Origin of the sequence: Pontixanthobacter sp. (assembly GCF_049682855.1) — a bacterium.
GTDB lineage: Bacteria > Pseudomonadota > Alphaproteobacteria > Sphingomonadales > Sphingomonadaceae > Pontixanthobacter.
On record NZ_JBAUIK010000018.1, the window covers coordinates 56,212 to 76,510 of the forward strand.

Annotated in this window: 19 protein-coding genes; 8 read left to right on the top strand and 11 right to left on the bottom strand. The window is 58.0% G+C overall.

The window, feature by feature from the left end; all coding sequences use genetic code 11:
• The first annotated feature begins 20 nt into the window (after positions 1 to 20).
• A complete protein-coding gene (locus WA922_RS11830) occupies positions 21 to 203 on the top strand; it encodes a YegP family protein (protein ID WP_424771913.1) in 183 nt (60 codons plus the stop codon).
• Between the two features lie 280 nt (positions 204 to 483).
• Positions 484 to 1,314: a hypothetical protein gene (locus tag WA922_RS11835; RefSeq protein WP_424771914.1), complete on the top strand. Its 831-nt coding sequence runs from the start codon at positions 484 to 486 to the stop codon at positions 1,312 to 1,314.
• 65 nt (positions 1,315 to 1,379) lie between these two features.
• Here the strand turns inward: WA922_RS11835 and WA922_RS11840 are convergent, their stop codons facing one another.
• The 3 genes from WA922_RS11840 to WA922_RS11850 all read right to left on the bottom strand — a co-directional run bounded on the left by WA922_RS11840 (position 1,380) and on the right by WA922_RS11850 (position 4,338).
• Positions 1,380 to 1,937, bottom strand: a complete 558-nt coding sequence (locus WA922_RS11840) for a septal ring lytic transglycosylase RlpA family protein (RefSeq protein ID WP_424771915.1) — start codon at positions 1,935 to 1,937, stop codon at positions 1,380 to 1,382.
• Between the two features lie 505 nt (positions 1,938 to 2,442).
• Positions 2,443 to 3,657, bottom strand: a complete 1,215-nt coding sequence (locus tag WA922_RS11845) for an argininosuccinate synthase (RefSeq protein WP_424771916.1) — start codon at positions 3,655 to 3,657, stop codon at positions 2,443 to 2,445.
• A gap of 165 nt (positions 3,658 to 3,822) precedes the next feature.
• Entirely contained in the window at positions 3,823 to 4,338 is a 516-nt protein-coding gene (locus tag WA922_RS11850; protein ID WP_424771917.1) for a PEP-CTERM sorting domain-containing protein, read from the bottom strand.
• A 268-nt stretch (positions 4,339 to 4,606) separates the two neighbouring features.
• On the opposite strand from WA922_RS11850, the gene WA922_RS11855 reads away from it, so the two are divergent.
• Entirely contained in the window at positions 4,607 to 6,157 is a 1,551-nt protein-coding gene (locus WA922_RS11855) for a tetratricopeptide repeat protein (protein ID WP_424771918.1), read from the top strand.
• Between the two features lie 117 nt (positions 6,158 to 6,274).
• Here WA922_RS11855 and WA922_RS11860 read toward each other — a convergent pair whose 3' ends face one another.
• The 8 genes from WA922_RS11860 to WA922_RS11895 all read right to left on the bottom strand — a co-directional run bounded on the left by WA922_RS11860 (position 6,275) and on the right by WA922_RS11895 (position 14,169).
• Positions 6,275 to 7,027: a molybdopterin-dependent oxidoreductase gene (locus tag WA922_RS11860; RefSeq protein ID WP_424771919.1), complete on the bottom strand. Its 753-nt coding sequence runs from the start codon at positions 7,025 to 7,027 to the stop codon at positions 6,275 to 6,277.
• Positions 7,024 to 7,743: a cytochrome b/b6 domain-containing protein gene (locus WA922_RS11865; protein ID WP_424771920.1), complete on the bottom strand. Its 720-nt coding sequence runs from the start codon at positions 7,741 to 7,743 to the stop codon at positions 7,024 to 7,026. The genes WA922_RS11860 and WA922_RS11865 overlap by 4 nt, the downstream gene beginning before the upstream one ends.
• The gene (locus WA922_RS11870; protein WP_424771921.1) at positions 7,740 to 8,519 is read right to left on the bottom strand and encodes an SDR family oxidoreductase; all 780 of its coding nucleotides are present in this window, start codon (positions 8,517 to 8,519) and stop codon (positions 7,740 to 7,742) included. The genes WA922_RS11865 and WA922_RS11870 overlap by 4 nt, the downstream gene beginning before the upstream one ends.
• A gap of 189 nt (positions 8,520 to 8,708) precedes the next feature.
• Complete coding sequence (locus tag WA922_RS11875; protein WP_424771922.1) at positions 8,709 to 9,353, bottom strand: MOSC domain-containing protein; 645 nt, start codon at positions 9,351 to 9,353, stop codon at positions 8,709 to 8,711.
• On the bottom strand, positions 9,326 to 10,333 hold the full coding sequence (locus WA922_RS11880; RefSeq protein WP_424771923.1) for an alpha/beta hydrolase family protein: 1,008 nt from the start codon (positions 10,331 to 10,333) through the stop codon (positions 9,326 to 9,328). The genes WA922_RS11875 and WA922_RS11880 overlap by 28 nt, the downstream gene beginning before the upstream one ends.
• A 46-nt stretch (positions 10,334 to 10,379) precedes the next feature.
• The gene (gene rlmN, locus WA922_RS11885) at positions 10,380 to 11,648 is read right to left on the bottom strand and encodes a 23S rRNA (adenine(2503)-C(2))-methyltransferase RlmN (RefSeq protein ID WP_424771924.1); all 1,269 of its coding nucleotides are present in this window, start codon (positions 11,646 to 11,648) and stop codon (positions 10,380 to 10,382) included.
• Positions 11,649 to 11,702: 54 nt separating this feature from the next.
• Positions 11,703 to 12,203, bottom strand: a complete 501-nt coding sequence (locus tag WA922_RS11890; protein ID WP_424771925.1) for an invasion associated locus B family protein — start codon at positions 12,201 to 12,203, stop codon at positions 11,703 to 11,705.
• Positions 12,204 to 12,219: 16 nt separating this feature from the next.
• Positions 12,220 to 14,169 (bottom strand): lytic transglycosylase domain-containing protein, encoded by a 1,950-nt coding sequence (locus tag WA922_RS11895; protein ID WP_424771926.1) that lies wholly within the window; start codon positions 14,167 to 14,169, stop codon positions 12,220 to 12,222.
• Positions 14,170 to 14,272: 103 nt separating this feature from the next.
• Between WA922_RS11895 and dapA the strand changes: the two genes are divergently transcribed.
• The 5 genes from dapA (at position 14,273) to recA (ending at position 20,238) form a co-directional block, all read left to right on the top strand.
• The gene (gene dapA, locus WA922_RS11900) at positions 14,273 to 15,154 is read left to right on the top strand and encodes a 4-hydroxy-tetrahydrodipicolinate synthase (RefSeq protein ID WP_424771927.1); all 882 of its coding nucleotides are present in this window, start codon (positions 14,273 to 14,275) and stop codon (positions 15,152 to 15,154) included.
• A 26-nt stretch (positions 15,155 to 15,180) separates the two neighbouring features.
• Positions 15,181 to 15,663 (top strand): SsrA-binding protein SmpB, encoded by a 483-nt coding sequence (gene smpB / locus WA922_RS11905; RefSeq protein WP_424771928.1) that lies wholly within the window; start codon positions 15,181 to 15,183, stop codon positions 15,661 to 15,663.
• 152 nt (positions 15,664 to 15,815) lie between these two features.
• The gene (locus WA922_RS11910) at positions 15,816 to 16,436 is read left to right on the top strand and encodes a DUF2062 domain-containing protein (protein WP_424771929.1); all 621 of its coding nucleotides are present in this window, start codon (positions 15,816 to 15,818) and stop codon (positions 16,434 to 16,436) included.
• The gene (locus tag WA922_RS11915) at positions 16,433 to 18,919 is read left to right on the top strand and encodes a response regulator (RefSeq protein WP_424771930.1); all 2,487 of its coding nucleotides are present in this window, start codon (positions 16,433 to 16,435) and stop codon (positions 18,917 to 18,919) included. Before WA922_RS11910 ends, WA922_RS11915 begins: the two co-directional genes overlap by 4 nt.
• 245 nt (positions 18,920 to 19,164) lie before the next feature.
• Complete coding sequence (gene recA, locus WA922_RS11920) at positions 19,165 to 20,238, top strand: recombinase RecA (protein ID WP_424771931.1); 1,074 nt, start codon at positions 19,165 to 19,167, stop codon at positions 20,236 to 20,238.
• Positions 20,239 to 20,299 lie beyond the last annotated feature (61 nt).

Sequence of the window (20,299 nt, forward strand, 5' to 3'; positions counted from 1 at the left end):
CCCCTTAGGAAATATGCGTTATGAGTACCTGTACTGATCGAAGTGGCGACACTTGGGAAATCTACAAAACTACTGGCGGATGGCGTTGGCGTCGGACTGCCAGCAACGGACGTATCGTCGGCGCGTCGACTGAGGCGTACGTTAACAAATCCGACTGTGAGGCGAATGCGCGACGCAACGGCATGACCTGCAACCCGACTTAGGACGGTAAGGTTGACAAGGGGGCCAGCACTTGCTGGTCTCCTAGTCTTCCCTGTCCTACACCCACCACCCCGTATAACAAATCCGGTTTCCTCCCACTCCCACAGGAGCAAACCGCATGACATTTTTTTCTTTAATCCCTCAAACGCCGGGCGCGGTGCATCCGCACGGCTTGGCTACCTCGCATAAGCTCGGGCGCGCGCCGAATACTTTGGGCGCCCTTGCGGTGCGCTGGTCGCGCACCGGGTCATGCCCGCTCTCCATTTATATTGGAGAGTGCGCATGACTTATCTCCCCGATCCTACCTCTTTCCAGCAGCCCTTTACGCCTGACCGGCAGGACCGGTTTCTGGAGGCGCTGGCGCTGTCGGGCAATGTCCGGCTGGCGTGCAGGGCGGTTTCTGTCGGGCCGAACACCGCCTATCGCTGGCGGCAATCCTGCGGCGAATTTGCGCTTGGGTGGGACCGGGCTTTGGTCGCGGCGCGGGCGGCGGTGGAGCAGGTGCTGGCCGACCGCGCGCTCAACGGGATTGATGAACCGGTCTTCTATCACGGCGAGGAAGTGGCGCGGCGGCGGCGTTATTCTGACCGACTCCTGCTTGCCCATCTCGCACGGCTGGATGCGCTGGCTGAACGGATCGAACGCCGCGATATCGAGGCGTCCGAACGCGGCAGAGAGCGTGAACGCGGTTCCGGGCTGGAACAGGATGCAGCAGAACAAAGCGCCTCCACCGCGTCCGCTCTGCCCCCACAGGCGCCATCACATTGTCCCGATTGCGGGGGAAATTGTGATGATCCGCGCGCCATCGCAATGGGGCTATTGCGGCCGGAGGATTGCCAGTGGCTGGAAAACCGGCTTTCGCGGATGGAGGATGCGCGCCCGCTCGGCGCGAAAACCCCGCAAGGTTTGGCAGCCGAGACGGGGCTATCTGCCGAGGATATTGAGGCGGTTCAGCTGGAAGCGTTTGAGGACAGAGTGCGCGAATGGTGGCTGGTCACCAATGCGCAGGAGTATCGCGCGTCCCGGAATTACGGGGATGGCCGGAGTTACGGGGATGGCCGGAGTTACGGGGATGGACAGCCTGGGGCAGAGGAGGCGGATCGCAATGCGTGATATTGTGCGTTTGGACTGTGTCCCACCTGTCCCTTTCCTACAGCGATATTGCGGCGCAGGCGGTTTCAGCTCACAATGTCGATCTCGACCCGTGCATGGCCTGAACTGATCAGACCGATTTCCTTGGCGGCGGCGCGGCTGAGGTCAATCGTGCGGCCGCGCGTGAACGGACCGCGATCATTGATGCGGACCACCACGGATTCGCCATTACGGCGGTTTGTCACGCGCACCTTGGTGCCAAACGGCAGCGTTTTATGCGCGGCCGTCATGGCGTGCATATTGAACCGCTCTCCATTGGCGGTCCGCCGGCCGTGGAACCGTTTGCCGTAATAGCTGGCAACCCCATTGCCGAGCGAGCGCGTGATCCGGGCATCCGGCTCGACTTCCGGCGCGATTTCGACAGGCGGTTCAATTTTGGAGATATCGACCGCATGATCGGGCATCTCCGGCGCTTCGGGCAGTGTTTCGAATGTCTCAAATTCGTCGGTAAAGCTGATTGCGTCAACCGAATTTGCGGCACCGGCACTGTCATTTGCGCCGGTATCGGCAAAGGCGGTTCCGCCCACTGCGGCAGCCAGCAGAGTGAACGCGGCGATGGAGACTTTGCGGCTTGTCTTGTCCATGCGCCGGCTTTTACAGGCTCGACGGCGTCAAATCATCCCATCGGGAGGCGTTCATCGCGGTTTTGGGGCCGTCCAGCGTGCGGATTGCGGCACACGGTGCGCAATCCCCTGTCCTACAGCAGGCGGGGCAGGGCATCTGTCGGGCTGCCGAATCGGTTCAATCGGGATGAGCTCTTGCCAGAGAGGTGCGATAATCCAGAGTTAGTTTTTGCGAATATCACAGCAAATCGGGCCGGAATTACTGTTGGGGCGACTTTTACCGGGACTGTTCCGCCGCGATGAGGGCGGACAGCAATGCGTTTTCGCGGTCTTGTCAAACGGGTATTCTGGGTTTGGCCAGAGACTGTTTCAAAACGCCGCCAAGAACCGCATGGCAGCGATCATTATATCAGGCCATCATCATAGAACACGCCGTCTATGGTTCACGTATGAGGGGGCTCGCCTGATCACGCGCGGCAAACGTGCCTGCGGACAGGAGCAGCCAGCTCAGCAATGCGCCGCCACGCTACCGGTCACGCTTGGCCAGCAGCCGCAAACGCAGCGCGTTGAGTTTGATGAAACCCTCTGCATCCTGTTGATCATAGGCGCCTCCGTCGTCCTCAAACGTGACGTGCTGCTCGCTATACAGGCTGTGGGGCGATTTGCGCCCGACAATATGGGCATTGCCCTTATACAGTTTCAGCCGGACCGTGCCGCTGACTTTTTCCTGGCTGAGGTCGATCGCGGCTTGCAGCATTTCGCGCTCCGGACTGAACCAGAAACCGTTATAGATCAGCTCGGCATATTTGGGCATCAGCTCGTCTTTCAGATGGGCTGCGCCGCGGTCGAGGGTTATCTGCTCGATCCCGCGATGCGCGCGGGCGTAAATCTCGCCGCCGGGCGTTTCATACATGCCGCGCGATTTCATGCCCACAAAACGGTTCTCGACCAGGTCAAGCCGCCCGATGCCGTGAATGCGGCCAAGATCATTAAGCGCCTCCATCAGTGTGGCAGGGCTCATGGCTGTGCCGTCAAGGGCAACACCGTCACCACGTTCAAAATCAATGGTGATATACTGAGGCGTGCCGGGTGCATCCTCTGGATTATCGGTCCGCGAGTATACGTAATCGGGGGTTTCCTCCCACGGATCTTCCAGCACTTTGCCTTCGCTCGAAGTGTGCAGCATGTTGGCGTCAGTCGAAAACGGGCTTTCGCCGCGCTTGTCTTTGGGTACCTGAATCTGGTGCTTCTCCGCCCATGCGATCAGGGCTGTGCGGCTGGTCAGTTCCCATTCGCGCCACGGCGCAATCACATGAATGTCGGGCGCCAACGCATAGGCAGACAATTCAAAGCGGACCTGATCATTGCCTTTGCCGGTTGCGCCGTGCGCGATGGCATCGGCATCGGTTTCACGCGCGATCTCGACCAGCCGCTTGGAGATAAGCGGCCGCGCGATCGATGTACCAAGCAGATAGTCGCCTTCATACCGGGCATTGGCACGCATCATCGGGAAGATGAAATCGCGGGCGAATTCCTCGCGCAGATCTTCAATATAGATATGCTTGTCAGGGATGCCCATCGCGCGCGCCTTGTCGCGGGCAGGCTCAATTTCCTCACCCTGGCCAAGATCGGCGGTGAATGTCACCACTTCGCAGCCGCGCTCTACCTCCAGCCACTTGGCGATGACGCTGGTATCGAGGCCGCCAGAATAGGCGAGAACTACGCGTTTGATATCAGACATTCAACTCATGCTCCGGTAGATAACAGGCCGCGCCGGTATCAGTCAGCGGGCAACACCGCAAAAGGTTTTGCTGCAAGATTAATCAGACCATGCGCAAGAAAAAGCCCCCTGCCAGCGGCAAGGGGCTCTTTAAGCTGCCCTATATGGCAGACGGATCAGCGTGCATTATGCAGCAACAGGTGCCTGCTTGCGGCGGCGGCGGCGGGCAAATGCCATTCCGCCAAGGCCAAGAGCCATCAGACCCAGAGCGCCAGGCTCGGGCACTTGCGCACTGTAGGACTTGATCGTCTTGACGTAGTCGCCGCCAGTAATCGGATCGCCCCACCATGCCCACAGATTGATTCGGTTGCCGCTCATCGTCTTCAAGACTTGCGGGTGTGTAGTGTCTTTATAGAGAGGATTGTCAGTTTCGCGCTTGCCTCTGATCAAGCGTGTGCCGTCCAGCGTGTCGAGAACGTAGTTGAACGATGGCGTGGCACCGCCAGTGAAGCTTGCAAAGCCCGCGCTCGTCATAGTGGCATTGATCCGCTTACCGACAAAAGTTGCGCTGGATGTGTCGGTGTTAATTGTCAGAATGTCACCATTGGTCATGGTATACTCAAAAATGGCAGCCGAGGCAGGCGCTGCAACAGTAGCAATCGCAAGGCCGGCTGCGATGCAGGCTTTCTTAAGTGTCTTCATTGGTCGTCCCTCCAAAAGGCGTCAGTTACGTTCCTGCCAAACCGCGAATAAAAATGAATACGTCGCTTACCAGGAACAGAAAATAGTGGTGTGGAAGGTAAAGCACTGACCGTGCCAGCTTTGCGGCATCGCAGCGTTTCTGGCGCTTTGAATGGTTAACGCGATTTTTGCTGTGGCCGTATGTGTAAGATATTTCGACAGCAAACCGATGAATCGGCCAGCTGCATGATTAACGAAATCGGAAGGCAAAACTGCAATATGACGGTGCATGAATATTCTTGAAAAACCCGTTCTGCGCGCCTTGCTGACTTCGGCCGTTGGCGTTTCGCTATTTCTCACAGCGGCCTGTGATGGCGCGCCGTCCGATCCCTATGCTGCGGCTGTCCAAGCCAGCGAGGACGGTGATTTCCAGGCGTCACGTCTGTTTCTGCAAAAAGCGTTGGATGCCGAGCCTGATAATGCGGCGGCGATTATGCTGTATGGAAAAACGCAGCTGGTTCTCGAAAATCCGGAAGGTGCAGCCGAACAGTTCAAGAAACTCGCCAATAATCCCGAATTCAGTGCCGAGGCCAATGACCTGCTGGCCAAAGCGTATGTCCAGTCAGGCAATTCAAAGCTGGCATTTGAAGCTCTGGAAACAAACGGCATGAACAGCGGCATCGCCTATGCTGTGTCGGTCGTCGCGCATTTGAGCGATGGTAATGCCGACAGCGCCGTTGCCATGCTTGATCAAGGGCTCGCCAAGTTTCCAGACGCCCCCGATTTGCGGGTTCTGGACGCCAAACGGTCCTTCGACAGCCGTAAACTTTCCAAAGCACGCAGCACCTTGGCGAGCGTAATTGATGAAGACCCGATGATGATGGAAGCCCGTTTGTTGCTCGGCCGTCTCGAAATGGGCGAGCGGTCTTTGGACAAAGCCAAAGAACAGTTCGCACAGGTTGTGCGCATCAATCCGTGGAATCTCCCCGCGATATTGTCGCTTGCGGCGATCGCGCGCGATGAAGGTGACGAGGAAACAGCAGCGGATTGGCTCAACCGCGCCAAGGAGATATCACCCGGCCATCCCGTCGGCGTCTACTTTGCGGCGCAAATGGCATATGATGCGGGTAATGTGGATCAGGCGCATATTCTGGTGCAATCTCTGGGCACCAAAAGTGCGGAATTTCCTGCGCTCCGCTTGCTGCGCGGGATGATTTCGGCTCAGCGCGGGCAAACCCATACAGCGATCAGCGAATTGGAACGCTTTTTTCGATTGGGCGGAGAGAGTGCTCCGGCACGCATTGCGCTGGCCAGCCAGTATAATGCCACCGGTGCCAACCAGAAGGCATGGGAGATGTTGCAGCCTGTCTTACAAAGTTCCAACGCCAATGCAGGAGCACTTGCTTTGGGGGCGAACCTTGCAAGCAAATTGGGCCGCCCGGAACAGGCAAAACTGGCGCAGCGGGCCGCGCAGGCGCAGGGTGTAGATCCCTTTGCAGCGAACATGGTCAAAGCTGGCGCGGCGATGCGGGCAGGCAAATGGAAAGAAGCCGACACTATTTACCAGAAAGTCCTTAAAGCGGGCGGGAACACAAATCCGGTTATCCTCAATAATGCAGCCTATGCCCGTTTGAAAACCGGCGACAAGCAGGGCGCGGTCAGCCTGGCCCGCAAAGCGGTTAAACTGTCGCCCGATGATCCGATTATCCTGGACACGCTGGGTTGGAGCCTTGTCCAGCTGGACCCGCAAAGCAGCGAGGGCCGTGATCTCATCCGCCGTGCCTTGGATCTGGCGCCGGGCAATCGCGAAATTGCCGAACATTGGGTTGCCGTTTCCTGATCTTACCACTTGCAATCGCAGCATGGGCGAACTGGCGGAGGCGGACTTGACCGTTCTGGACAAGATATTTGCCCAAGACCGGGCGGCCATCACCGCAACCCATCCTGACCCCGTAGCCTACATTCCGGCGTACCATTGGTAGCCGGAGCGGTCTTCCCAATAGCCGCCTTCGCCGCCTGCGATATTTTCCAGACTGTCCACCACTTCGATCGCGGTTAGATATTTGGCGTGCTTATAACCCAATTGCCGTTCGATCCGCATCCTCAACGGCGCGCCATTAATTACCGGCAACGGCTCTCCGTTCAGGGCGTGCGCCACGATTGTCTGCGGGTGATAGGCATCAACCATATCGACGCTTTCATAATACTCCTGACCGTTCAGAGTATCGGCGCAGCGGAACACCACAAACCTTCCGTCCTGCTGGACGCCCGCCATGTCCAATATGCCGGATAGCCGGGGGCCGGTCCATTCGCCGATCGCGCTCCATCCCTCGACACAGTCATGGCGCGTGATCTGACTGCGCTGGGGCAGTTCGCGGATATCCTCCATATTAAGCGAAAGGGGCCGGTTGACCATGCCGCGCACTTCCAGCCGCCAATCGGCAAACTTATTTTCCACCGCCGCGTCATAGGCCGCTGTGCCGCCGCTGAGTGACCCGTTTCCACGAAAGAACGGCGATATATCGGCCTTGCTATATTCGCGGGCCAGCGCCTTGCGATCCGCCAGCGACCGGTGGATCGCTTTGTTCCACCCCGATGCTGATTTGAGCAGGTGCGACCCGGCAGATGTCTCTGCGACCTTGGAACATGCACCCAGAAACACCATGCCGGCCCCAGCCAGCATACCGCGCCGCCCAATAATACCGGTCATTGCGTGTCTCCAGCTATATTCTGTCCGGCTTCTGTATTGGGATCAAACCGTCCGCCGGTGATCATATCGCGCAGTTGGTGGATCGGCCCCGCCAGCAGGACCAGCACAATATGGATCACGAAAAACGCGAAAATGCCCCATGCGAAAATGAAATGAATCGACCGCGCGCTTTGCCGCCCGCCAAGCGTATCGACCATCCACGGCGCAGCAGGCTCAAACCCCGGGCTTATAGCCAGACCGGACAGCACCATGCCGGGCAGAAATACACCCAGAACCACGCCGTAAGCGACTTTCTGCAGAAAATTGAATTTCGCCGCGCCATGATTGAAATTGAGCTTCAAATGCTCGACGATATCGCCCCAGATAGCTCTTGGGTGCCATTCTCTCGGGCTCGTACGCAGATCGCGCCAGAAATGTCCGTTGATCAGCATCGCGATCCACATGGCCAGCAGACCAAATGCAAACGGCCAAGCCATTAAAATATGCCAATCGCGCGCGATGGCCAAGTTATATTGCGTGGGGATGGTCATCCATCCGGGGAAGCGCGGTACTTCCAGCCATGCATGATCGCGGGAAAACCCCCAATCGCCCCAATATAGCAGCCGGTGCGCATTCGATATGGTCAGGCCGGACATGAACAGGACGGTGATGGTGGCCAGATTTATCCAGTGCCACAGCCGCGTGATGAGGCTGTGGCGTTTTACCGGTATATTCATCGCCCATCCTCCCCGTCTGGTGCCCGTTCTCTCGCCAGATAGATGACATCGCGCGGCTGGTTCAGCAAATGCTGGCCGCTGTCGATAAACAGCGTTGTACCGCTGGCGAGATGGCCGTCGGCAAGAAACAGCATCGCATCCGAAATTTCCGATGCATCAGTCCGGCGTTCAAGCAGATTGAGAACGTGCGAGGCGTCTGTTTCGTCGGCGGTTTGGTCATGGCTGGCCAAAATCGCCCCAGGGGCAAGACCATATATCCGGTCCTGCGGCTGCGCGGCACCATCGCGCAGCATTTCAATCGTAGAATGCAGCGCGTGTTTGCTCATCGTGTAGGAGAAGAAATCCGGATTGGAGTTTTCCAGTTTCTGATCGGTAACATGCACCACGCGTCTGCCGGCAGGGGCCTGTGCGTGTGCGAGATAGGCCTGCGCCATACGTGCAGGGGTTTTTGCGTTGATGACCATTGACCGGTTATACGTTGCCCGGTCCAGATCGGTTGCATGGTCATAGCGAAAAATGGATGCGCAATTTATCAGCATCCGCCAATCGGGCAAGCGCGCGGCCAACAATTTAACCATTTGGACGGCGGCATCGGTATCCGCCAGATCGCAATGGATCGCCTCCGCAGAAGGGAGGCTGGCTGCGAGTATTTCGGCTTCTTTGGCGGAACTGCCGTAATGGATGATCACGTGCCAACCCGCGGTCCCGAAGGCTTCGGCAATCCGGGCTCCTAAACGCTTGGCAGCACCGGTGACAAGAACCGCGCGGCGGTTCATGTTGCAAGCCGATTTAGAGTAGGAAAGGGACACATGGGACAGAGTAGAAAGATTAATTTCTCGGACAGCTTATGCGACCGAATTTCGCCCAAAAAGTGGGGCCAAAATACTGATAGAGAGGGGAAATGCGTCATAAACCCAGTGAAGCAGAGCCAGCCCCAATAGGAAAGCGATTTCCCGCAATGCAGCCTATGTGATCCTCGCACGCAGAGCATCGCGCAGCTTGGGAGTAAGTGCCTCTGTAGCTGCCAGATCGCGTATGTCGGTTTGGCTCGCGGCTCGCGGGTCGCCCCACAGAACGGCGAATGCCCGTGCCACGCTCCAGTGGCTGTGCGGTGTTCCGGCCCGCACCAGCGCGTCGGCGGCCGCTACACGGCCTTCCTCTATCACGCGGTAATACCATCCGCATTTGCCCGATTTCAGGATTGCCGTGACCATGCCCTTCTGCGCGAAATTATGCTCTATTTTCCAGCACGGTTTGCGCGGTTGGCTGACTTCTAATAGCGCGCCGCCAAGCCGGAACCGCTCGCCAATATAAATATCCGTTTCAGTCAATCCGCTGATGACCAGATTAGTGCCAAACGCTCCGGCGTCACGCAGCAAGCTATGATCGCCAATAATGCCCTGCCAAAATGCGCTGTGGTCCTGGGGGTAATGATGAACCGCCATATGCGGCCCGCCATGATTTGTGCGGTCTGCCTGCTCATCTCCGGCAAGGCCCTGTACGGTAATGTGCAGCGGGCCGGGCGCAGGCCGTTTGCGGATGGCGCTTGTCTCCTCCCCACGAAATTTTTCCGCAGAGCCGATCAGCAATTGTTTGATCGGCCAGCGCATTCCTGCCTTTTGAGATGTTTGGCAAAGAAAGCCAGCGTGGCAGGCCAGATTGCATTCTGCGCCTCCAGATCGGTGTCGCTATACCAGCCATTCGGATCGTCCCCGGTGCCAGACAGTCCGTGGCCCGCATCGGTAAATATGAGCGAGACTGTGGGGAGCCCGTTGGCGGCCCGCATTTCGGCAATCGCCTGCGTCATTTCGCCGCTATTCCAGACATTATCGGCATCACCGCCCGCAACAAGAACCGGTTCGTCAATGTTTTCCACTTTGATCCGGGCGGCAACCGCTTTGGCAGGGTAGGCGTGGCGGCCCTTATCATGAGCCAGCCTAAGCCGCGGTGTTTCATCAGGAATGCTGTATTTGGCAATTTCCTCATTCATCCCGATATACGGGACAAAGGGCAATGGCTGCCCGCGCCAGCTAAAGGAACTGTTCTCGCCGGATGTCGTGCCTGCGCCCCAGCCTTCCCACACCACATCGGTGGGGACGATTGCTGCGATTGCGGCAAAACCATCAATTAACGATCCGCCAAGCAAAGCAAACTCTGCCCCTTTTGACACACCGTAAATTCCAATGGAATGCGGTTTTACGTCATCACGATCCTGCAACCAGTCGCGGGCCGTTTCTAAAGCATCGACAGGGATGGCATCAAATGCGCGGGGCAGGCCAGGGATTTGCTGCGGCTGGCCGCCATAGGCTGGCGAATAATAGGGTACCCCCAATACTGCATAGCCTTCCGCCACAAAAACCGGCGCTTTGCGCCGTGCCGAGCCATCGTTCCCCTCGCTTCCGCCAAGCAATATGATCACCGGAAAGGGGCCATCACTGCTTGGCTTCATGAAGAACGCACCGGGCATTATATTGCCTACCAGCTGTTGCAGACCGGTGTTTTCGGCAGCTGTTGTGGCCGGTTGAGCGGCGATGGGGGCAGACAGGCCCAGTCCGACAACAGCGGCAAGTATTGGTAGGAATTTTTTCATAACGGGCCCCCGTGCAAACTGCATAATACGCCAGATACGCCGCGCATCAAGCTGTGGATGCAGCCCTGGGTTCCGCGCTGTTCTGCTCCCGATCCAGCTGTGCGCGGCTTTTCTTTTCGGCGGCAGTTTTCAACTGGCCGCAGGCTGCGTCGATATCGCGGCCGCGCGGGGTGCGGATGGGTGCGCTGATACCGGCATCGAATACGATGCTGCTGAACCTCCTGATCCGTTCCGGGGGCGAGCATTCATAGAGTGCACCGGGCCACGGATTGAACGGGATCAGATTGACCTTTGCGGGCAGATCATATTGCCGGATCAGACGGATCAGTTCGCGCGCATCATCGTCACTGTCATTTTTGTCCTTCAGCATGACATATTCAAACGTGATGCGGCGGGCGTTGGATGCACCGGGATAATCGGCGCAGGCCTGGAGCAGTTGTTCAATCCCGTATTTGCGGTTGATCGGGACAATCTCGTCGCGAACGCCCTTGGTCACCGCATGCAAAGACACCGCCAGATTGACACCGATTTCCTCACCGCATCTGTACATCATCGGCACCACGCCGCTGGTTGACAGAGTGATCCGGCGTTTCGACAGGGCAAGGCCTTCACCGTCCATTACCAGCAGCAAAGCATCGCGCACATGGTCGAAATTATACAGCGGTTCACCCATACCCATCATCACGATATTGGTCAGGAGGCGCCCATCGGCGCGATAGGCGGATGCGCTCTCCTCATCCTCATTAGCGGGGTCCGACAGATCCATCCGCCCTCTGGGCCATTCACCCAAAGCATCGCGCGCGAGCATCACTTGTCCAACAATTTCTCCCGGCGTCAGGTTGCGGACCAGCCGCATCGTACCGGTGGCGCAAAACGTGCAATTAAGCGTGCAGCCGACCTGGCTAGACACACATAACGTACCGCGCGCGTCGTCAGGGATAAAAACCATTTCAAATTCGTGACCATCGCCGGTTTTGAGCAGCCATTTGCGCGTGCCGTCGGATGAATGCTGTGCGTCCACCACATCGGGACGGCCTACGACGAACCGCTCCGCCAGCCAGGGCTGCATCGCTTTGCCGATATCGGTCATATGCATAAAGTCGGTTACACCGCGGTGGTACAACCAGTGATACACCTGCTTTGATCTCAGCTTGGCCTGTTTTGCGTCGAGCCCTGCCTTGCCAAACACATCGCGGATACGCGCCCGTGGCAAGCCGATCAGGTCGATACGGCCATCAGCGCGCGGTGTAATGTCGCGCGCGACGGGGACGGGATCGACTTGTCCCGGGATCGACATGAGTGCTGTATCGGCCATGATGACGGACGATATAGAAGCGCAGGGCATTAAAAGCCAGCATAGCCTGCCGGTTTACAAGCTTGCGCATCCCACGGTGGCGGCGTCCATCGCAGTGGCGGCTCCGTCAAGGGCATAGGTGTTGGAGAAGCGCCGACCGCGATTATCGGTGGCGCTCACCGTCATTCTTCTGGCGGAGCGCATAGCGGCAACTATCGCTGCATCCATTTGCCGGTTCTGCGCCCAGGCATTGGCCCCGGCTCCGGTAAGCGCAAACGTACGGCTGCCGACTTTGAGTGTCATTTTGGGGTCGCCCGCCAAATTGCGCGATACGCGAAAATGTAGCTGGCCGCGAATGTCCCGCTGCGGCCATGTGCCGATGCTGGCATAGGGATCATTGTCGCGTTGCAATGTGCTGGGTGCGGCTTTTGCGATAGCGTAACAGCGCGGCACGTTTGGATCACGGAACGCACCCCAATCTGAAAATACGCCAAGACTGTCGCGCGCCGCCAACGGCGCTGCCAGAGCGGCAAACGCTGCCACGGCGAGAACGGGATATGCGGGTTTCACGGACATGCCTTAGGCCGAAGCGTTACCGCAGATAGGACCGCAAGACGCGCGGCGTACCAAACCGGGCATTGTCGGGATAAAGGTGTTCATACACCACCGCATTTTCCAGCACGCGCTGGACGTAATTCTTGGTTTCGAAAATCGGAATACGTTCGCCCCAGGTAATCCAGTCAATGCTGCCGGTTCGCGGGTCGCCATTACGGCGCAGCCACTTGTTCACATTGCCAGGGCCGGCATTATACGCGGCGACTGCCAGCGGATACGCCCCGTCGTAATAAGCCAGCATTCGCGCGAAATAGGCATCTCCGAGCCGGATATTGAAGGCGGGATCATCAATCAGCCTGCTGCGGGCATAGCTCAGGCCAAGCTTGCCCGATTGCTCCTGAGCGGTGGCGGGCATAAGCTGCATCAGGCCGCGCGCACCGGCATGGCTGATTGCGTTGCCCGCAAACTGGCTTTCCTGACGCGATATTGCATGAACCATCGTCCAGTTGGTGCCCGGCGGCGTGTCGAGCAGCGGGTGGCCAAAAGCGACAAATTCTTTCAAACCGTCCGCACCAGCCGCTTCGGCAACATTCACGGCCAGATCGCGGCGCCCGGTCTCACGCGCAAGATCCGCGACCAATGCATGTTCGGCGGGGGTGTCCGCCGATTGTGCGACTTCGCGGTAGAAGCGGATGCCTGTGCTCCACGGCGCATCCTTGGACACTTCGCGCACGGCATTGGCGATGGCCGAGTTCTGGAAAGTAGCGGCTTGCTGGGGGGAGGGGGCCTGTGTCGAGATGATGTTAAGCTCTGGCATTGTGCGGCCCAATCGGTCGAGCGCCAACATGCCATAGAAGCGGTCAGGATGGACAGCGGCCATTTCCCAATAACGGTTGGCACCGGCGGTATCACCCGCCTGTGATGCGGCAAGGCCAGCCCAATAGAAACCTTTGGAACGCGTTTGCGGTGTCTGGGCTGCCGCGCCGTAGCGATAGAATAAGGGCGCAGCGGCAGCCGGTTCGCCCAGGGTCCAAAGCGATTCTGTTCCGCCGAGCCACATTAGCGATGTATAATCATCGCGAATACGGAAGCTTTCTTCGCGGATATCCGCGCCCGGCGCAAACAAATCATCGACTTTGGCCGCGATGTGTTGCGCCTGACGTGCGGTGCCGGTTCTGGCCAAGCGTAGCATTTCAACGAGCAGAGCTTCGGAATCCAGCGGAATGTCCGCAAACTGCGGACGGTTGGCCAGCTCACTTACCGCTGCACTGGCCTGGCGGCTGCTGCGCAGGTACCGGACGCGGTTATAGATATATCCGGCATCGCTGCGTGCATCGGATGGTACGGTGATACCCGCATTGCCGGGCAATGTGTTCTGCAGATAAGTCAGCCGCGCGCGGAACAGATCTTGCTGCTTGGCCGAAACATTGGCCAACTGGCGCCGTGCGCCTTCCTCGTCGCCCTGCCATAATAGAGCATCCATGCGGGTATCGTGGTCGTCTTGCGAGAATTGCGATCCGAACAACCCTGCAAGATAGGCAGAGGAAGGCCCGCTCATCTCACCGCCGCGCCACGCCGCGACCGCGACATCGCGCGCTTCGGGCCGGTTCAGATTGGCGAGAGCCAGCGCATAGCGTGCCCGTGCAGAATTGGTCAGCGGCGGGTGCTGGTCAAAAAAAGCGACCAAACGCTGCGATTCAACCGGCTCGCGGTCCAATGCATTTTCCGCGCGGGTGCGCAGGCGTTCTTCCTGCGGGAAGCCGGGATAGGCGAGCACGAAGCCCGCATAATCGTCAAAATTCATCCGGTCATTGGCCACCAGAAATTCCCACCGGTCGACTGCGCGCGCCATTTGGGTGGGCGCGCTGGCCACCATTTGCTGGCGTGCGCGGTCCCAACTGGCGGCATCCTGTGCGCAGGTGGGGGCAGAAAGGGTGAGTGCCGGTACGGCGAGAAGGGCGATCAGGGGGAGAGGTTTACGGTCCATGCTGGACATAGTGGGGCGCGGCTCCTTATCAGGCGCTGAATGAAACGCCTTTGTGGTGGGAATTATAGCTGATTCTCATGGGGCTATTGAAAGGATTACGCAAATGTTCTCCGGCTCAATTCCGGCTCTGGTGACTCCTTTTCGCGATGGGTCGTTTGACGAAGCGGCTTTTCGCCGTCTGGTTGACTGGCAAATCGATGCGGGCAGCAAGGCTCTGGTCCCGTGCGGCACGACGGGGGAGGCATCCACTCTGTCCAATGCAGAGCATCACCGCGTAATCGAAGTATGTATTGAACAGGCAGCCGGGCGCGTTCCGGTTATTGCAGGGTGCGGCTCAAATGATACGCAAAACGCGCTCGTCCATAAGATTTTTTCAAAGAAAGCCGGGGCAGCAGCCGCACTGTGCGTTGCGCCGTACTATAACAAGCCAAGCCAGGCGGGCCTGATCGCCCATTTCAGCTATCTTGCAGATAATTGCGACTTGCCTATCGTTTTGTATAACGTGCCGGGCCGCACGGTTACTGACATCGCGCCCAAAACCACCATCGAACTTGCGAACACTTACCCTGACCAGATTGTCGCCATCAAAGATGCGAGCGAAGATCTGTCGCGCGTGGCCGATCACCGGATGGGCATTGGCCGCGATTTCTGTCAGCTTTCTGGTAATGATGAACTGGCTCTGCCGTTCAATGCCGCTGGTGGGAAAGGCTGTATCTCGGTTACGGCCAATGTCGCGCCCGAACTTTGCGCGGAATTTCAGCAAGCGTGCGCCGATAATGATCTGGTCGCCGCGCGCCGCCTGAATGACCGGCTGTACCCGCTGCATTATGCCATGTTTGAAGATAGCAGCCCCGCGCCGGTGAAATATGCCCTGAGCCGGGTGTGCGACTGGATGACCGATGAAGTACGGTTGCCGATTGTGGCGTGCAGCGAGCACGCGCGCATGGCCGTCGATGCAGCGTTGGATCATGCGGGGTTGGTTTAGGGCGTCTAAGGCACTATCTGCCCGATATGGCGCGCCCCAAACCTGTACCCTTCGATAAAGTTAAAACCGTCGCCGAAAACCGGCGCGCGCGGTTCGATTATGCAATTGAAGACACGTTTGAGGCCGGACTGATGCTGCAGGGCACCGAAGTGAAAGCGTTGCGCGCGGGCCAGGCGACCATTTCGGAAAGCTATGCCGAAGTGAAAGATGGTCAGGTGTGGCTGATCAATGCCAATATTCCCGAATACAGCCACGGCAACCGCGAAAATCACGAGGCCAAGCGCCCCAGAAAATTGCTGTTGAACCAGCGTGAGATCAACAAATTATTTGGCGCGGTGGAACGTAAAGGGATGACGCTGGTCCCGCTGTCAGTATATTTTAACCGGACAGGCCGCGCCAAGGTGGAGCTTGCCTTGGGAAAAGGCCGCAAGTCGCCGGATAAGCGCGAGTATATCAAGGACCGCGACTGGAAGCGGGACAAAGCGCGGTTGTTGCGTGATAAGGGCTGATCTCAGGCGTATCGCAGCGACAGATTTACTGTAGCGGAACGCGCGATACATCGCATATCTGTTAATAAGAACAGCCCGCCTGAAAACTGATTTTTTTGCAGCGCAGCACTGTTGCCAAATTCTGGTCGCTGGCGCATTGCGGGCACAGACAGATGAGCAACGCACCTTCCAAGACCTGGCTGGCGGACACGATCCGCAAATACACGCCTTCGCGTGAGGAAATGGCGCGTAACAAATATCTGGCCCCGATCGCTCACCGGTTTTTGACCCCGGAATTGTGGCGTTTTACGCGCCGTTCGGTACCGCGCGGCGTTGCGCTGGGTATATTTTCCGGCTTCATCATTCCGGTTGGACAGATTTTTCTCGCCGCCTTTCTGGCATTGCCCGCGCGCGCCAATGTGCCGCTATCTGCCCTGGTAACGTTTATCACCAATCCGTTCACATTTCCGTTCTGGGCCGTGATTGCCAATCGGCTGGGCGCGTTCCTCCTGAAATTCGACAAGGATACGATGGGCGGCGCGGCAGAGGTTGAAATGGCCAGTGGCCGCTGGTCTTGGCTGGTTGAACTGTTTGCGGATGCAGGCGTTACAGTGCTCGTGACAATATTCGGGTTTATCGTATTGGCAGTTGTTGGGGCCGCCATAGGCTATCTGGTATCAAGTTTCTCGTGGCGGTTTATCGTGGCTGCCAAACGCAAACGCAGGTTAAAACAGATGACAGCGAAGCGAGACGCGCGGCGCAGCACCATCAATAATGTTGCGCCCGAACAATGAATATTGGCGGCGTGTTTGCAGTGGACGGAAAAGGTCGCGGCGGTCGGCTTGGTACGCTGGCTGATAGCAATGCGGTACTTTATGCGGGCCTGACTGCCGCCTTTGCAGTCAGCACTGCAATATTGTGGTTTGTAACGCAGAGCAGCATCCTGACAGCCGTATTTGCAGCCGGCAGCGGGACCTTGATCGCGGCCATGCTTGCGCTGCGCCAGCTTGGCGCGCCCTCCGCCGTGCAGGAACTGGCACCGCCGGACTGGTCTGTGACTGTCGCGGCTATTGAGCAGCCCGGCGTGGCGATCGCGGTAACGGACCGGGCCAATCGGCTAACCTGCGCAAACAGCATCTTCGGTGAATGGTTCGGGACCGGCACGGCGCCGCCGAACCTGCCGCTTGATCGCCGCTCTCTCGAGGCGCTCATCCGCACCGCGCGTGAGGCATGGCGTGATGGCAGCAGTACATCTGCGGAATTGAACACGCCCGAGGGTGAGGCGCGCTGGCAAGGTTCGGCGCAGCGCGCCGGGCGCGGCGAGGATTACTTGATCTGGCGCTTCACTGCGCTTGATTCCGCCGACGCGTTGGGGATGGTATCCGGGGCGATTACCGGACATTTCGGGGCATTGCTGTCAGAGGCCGGTATCGAAGCGGCGGTGGTCGGCGATGACGGCATAATTCGTGCCGTCAGCCAGGGTTTTGCGCTGCGCAGCGTGGGGGATCATACCGCCACGCTGGCAGGGCAGGAATTTGTGTCTTTATTACGCTCCGATGATCAGGATAGGATATTTTTTGCACGCGAGGGCCGCAAAGGCCCCGCACAATTGCTTACCCAGGTGCCCTTGACCGTCAAAGAAATCCGCAATTCGGACGGGCTGGCGACCTCGCTCATGCTTCTGATAGAAAGCGGTCTGGCACTGGGCGGGGCGGAGGACGTTTCTGGCAGTGTAGCAACTCCGCAACTGGAGGCTTTGCTGGGCGCTCTGCCGCTTGGCCTTGCCACGACTGACCGTGACGGGCGGTTCCTGTTTGGCAATCAGGCCTTCCTGCGCGCGGTCGGCGTGGAGGAAGGCGCGGTATTGCCACAATATCCATCCGATCTTGTCGTTCGGGAAGACAAGGGCGCGCTGGCCGACGCGGTCCGCCGATTTGGTAAGGGGCCAGCCAGCAGCGGCGATATGGCTGTACGATTGCGCTCTGATGCGGATGATCCAGTATCGCTGGGACTTGCCGGAGTGCGCGGACTGGGTGAAGCGGCGGTGCTGCTTAGCCTCACCGATTCCACTGAGGAGACACGGCTGAAACGCCAGGTTGCTCAGGCCACCAAGATGCAGGCTGTCGGCCAGCTGGCTGGCGGCGTGGCGCATGATTTCAATAATGTTCTAACGGCCATAATCGGCTATTGTGATCTAATGCTTTTGCGGCACACGCCAGGTGACAGTGATTATGATGATATCCAGCAGATCCGCGCCAATTCCAACCGCGCGGCATCGTTAACCCGGCAACTGCTCGCTTTCTCACGCCAGCAGACATTGCGTCCTGAGATTTTGCAATTGCCCGACGTGGTCAGCGAAGTCAGCCAGCTGCTCAAGCGTCTATTGGGCGAGAAAGTCGAATTTCGTGTCCATCATGACCGCGATCTGGGGCCGGTGCGCGCTGATCCGCAGCAGCTGGAACAGGTGATCGTCAACCTTGCGGTCAATGCGCGCGATGCCATCCATGCACGCGGTGATGGCTGCGGCAAGCTGACACTGGCGACGCGCCGGGTCAGCGCCGCCGATATTCGCAAAATGGGTTCTGACTTTATTCCGGTTGCGGATTATACCGTATTGATGGTCCAGGACACTGGCGGCGGCATTCCAGCTGAGCTGATGGGCAAGATATTTGAACCATTCTTCACCACGAAGGAACAAGGCCGGGGGACCGGGCTCGGACTGTCGACGGTTTACGGGATCGTGAAACAATCGGGCGGGTTTATTTTTGCTGACAATGTTGCGGGGACAAAGCGCCAACCGCCAGGTGCGCGGTTCACCGTCTACATGCCCGTCTACCGGGGGGAGCGGCCGAAAGCGGAAAGCGCCCCGCCAGACGCGGCGGCCAGCGACTGGTCGGCAGGCGGCACGCTGCTGCTGGTCGAAGATGAAGATATGGTCCGCGCCGTTGCCGAGCGGGCATTGTCGCGCGCGGGCTTTACCGTAACCAGCGCCTCGGACGGAGAGGAAGGCTTGGCAGCTTTTGCAAATAATGGACCGTTCGATCTCGTCCTGTCCGATGTGGTGATGCCGGGCATGGATGGCCCGACAATGGTCAAGGCGCTGCGCAAAGCGGCTCCTGCATTGCCGATCATCTTCATGTCAGGCTATGCTGAAGAGCAGCTCCGCAAGGAGATTGACATAGATAACATGCACTTCATTCCCAAACCATTCAGCGTCCAGCAGATCAGCGACAAGGTCGGCGGCGTGCTGGCCGAAGTGCGCGCAAAACCACAGTGATTGCCGCAACCGGGCGGTATTGTACGCGCCCGTTTTTCTTTAAGTGTTTGGGCAGGGGCCGGATTGCTGCGTCTGACCGGCAGATACGCCGCCCCAAAACCGTTTATGCGAGCCGCGAAGAGTTTGCGGAAACTGCCCAATGAAATAAATTTTGTTCCGCTCTTGTTCTTATGGAACAAACTGTGTACATACATCAACAGTTGATGAGTTAAACGCCGCTCTAGGCAATCATTGGAGGCCGTGTCATGGCAGCAAGTCTTAAACTGGTAGATGGTAAGGAAAAGAACGTGGACCGTCAGAAAGCCCTTGATGCGGCGCTTGCTCAGATTGACCGCGCTTTTGGCAAAGGCTCGGCGATGAAGCTGGGCTCCAAAGAAGCGATGAATGTAGAAGCGATCTCCACCGGTTCGCTGGGATTGGATATTGCTCTTGGTATTGGCGGTCTTCCGAAAGGCCGCGTTATTGAGGTATATGGCCCGGAAAGCTCGGGCAAAACAACTCTGGCGCTGCATGTTCTTGCAGAAGCGCAAAAGGCAGGAGGAAGTGTTGCCTTTGTGGATGCAGAGCACGCGCTGGACCCGGTTTACGCCAAGAAACTCGGCGTTGATATTGACGAGCTGATCGTCTCGCAGCCTGACACTGGGGAGCAGGCGCTGGAGATTGTCGATACGCTGGTTCGTTCCAATGCGATTGATGTTTTGGTGGTGGACTCGGTGGCAGCTTTGGTACCTCGCGCTGAAATCGAAGGCGAGATGGGCGATAGCCATGTCGGCTTGCAAGCGCGCCTGATGTCGCAAAGCCTGCGTAAGCTTACCGGGTCGATTAACCGTTCCAATTGCATGGTGATCTTCATCAACCAGTTGCGGATGAAGATTGGCGTGATGTATGGTAATCCGGAAGTGACAACCGGCGGTAATGCACTGAAATTCTACGCGTCGGTCCGCCTTGATATTCGCCGCACCGGCCAGATCAAGGACCGTGACGAAGTGATCGGTAATTCGACCCGCGTCAAAGTGGTGAAGAACAAAGTTGCTCCGCCATTCAAGCAGGTTGAGTTCGATATCATGTATGGCAAAGGTATTTCCAAGACGGGTGAAATTCTCGATCTTGGTGTGAAAGCCGGTGTGGTCGAAAAGTCCGGTTCGTGGTTTTCATACGATTCGGTTCGGATCGGGCAGGGGCGCGAAAATTCGAAAACCTTCCTCGATGAAAATATAGAAATGCGCGACAAGTTGGAAGCTGCAATACGCGGCCGCACCGATGAAGTCGCCGAAGAGATGATGACCGGTCCGGACGCAGAGGCCAGCGACGAAGACTGACATTATCTTTTTAAGCGAGCGCGCTTAGCGGCTGGAAACGGTCCATATGGCTAACCTTGCC